Below are 940 nucleotides of genomic sequence, written 5' to 3'. Positions count from 1 at the left end.
CTCGGCGGCAGCAGCTTCGGAAGCGGCCTTTGCGGCGGCCTCGGCGGCAGCGGCTTCGGAAGCGGCCTTTGCAGCGGCCTCGGCGGCAGCGGCTTCGGAAGCGGTCTTTGCAGCAGCCTCGGACGCAGCGGCTTTTTCGGCAGCCTCGGACGCGGCGATTTCCGAAGCGGAAAGCTCCGAGGAGGAAGCTTCGGGCGCGTTTGAAGGCTTTGGAGCGGAAGACGGTTCAGCGGCGGGCGCGCCGCAGCCGGACAGGGCGAGCAATATGGCAAGCAGGAATGCGATTTTTTTCATGGCAACGGCTCCTTTAAACAAGATTCAATTTAAGGGTAGCACAATCATATTTTCGATGCAAGGCATGGATGAAAAAATTTACGGAATGGTTAAGCTTCCGGGAATTTTATCCGTTGTATATAAAAGAAAACGGGGCATTTGCCCCGTTTTCTTTTCATTTATTAAGCATCAGTTTGGCGCATTTGTAAACATCGCCGCAGCCGAGAGTGATGACCAGGTCGCCCTCCCCGGCACGGCCCATCACGTAGTCGGCCATCTCCTGGAAGGTGGGGAACCACACAGAACCGGGAATTTTCTCCGCGAGCTGGCTGGTGTAAACGCCTTCGGTGTTCTTCTCGCGGCTGCCCATAATTTCGCTCATGACCACTTCGTCCGCGATCGAAAGCGCTTTGGCGAAATCGTCCATCAGGATTTTGGTCCGCGAGTAGGTGAATGGCTGAAAGACCGCCCAGACCTTTTGAAAGGGCATTTCCTTGGCGGCCTTGAGGGTGGCGGCGATCTCAGCCGGGTGATGCGCGTAGTCGTCCGCGATGGTCACGCCGCGCGGGCGGCCAAGAATTTCGAAGCGCCGCCCCGCGCCGTGAAATTCCGCGAGATGCGCGCGGATTTCCTCGAGCGGCGCGCCCGCCATCCGCGCGGCGGCGAC

1 protein-coding gene and 1 pseudogene are annotated in these 940 nt (G+C 59.0%); both read right to left on the bottom strand.

All coding sequences use genetic code 11. The features are described from left to right. Positions 1 to 294 (bottom strand): annotated as a pseudogene (locus BN4275_RS00010) (hypothetical protein); the annotation flags it as partial. Between the two features lie 154 nt (positions 295 to 448). Continuing rightward, a partial coding sequence (locus tag BN4275_RS00005; RefSeq protein WP_278276509.1) for a glutamate ligase domain-containing protein occupies positions 449 to 940 on the bottom strand: 492 nt, incomplete at its 5' end.

The sequence above is a fragment of the Anaerotruncus rubiinfantis genome (assembly GCF_900078395.1).
Classification (GTDB): Bacteria; Bacillota; Clostridia; order Oscillospirales; family Ruminococcaceae; genus Anaerotruncus; species Anaerotruncus rubiinfantis.
This window is presented reverse-complemented; position numbering and strand designations above follow the sequence as displayed.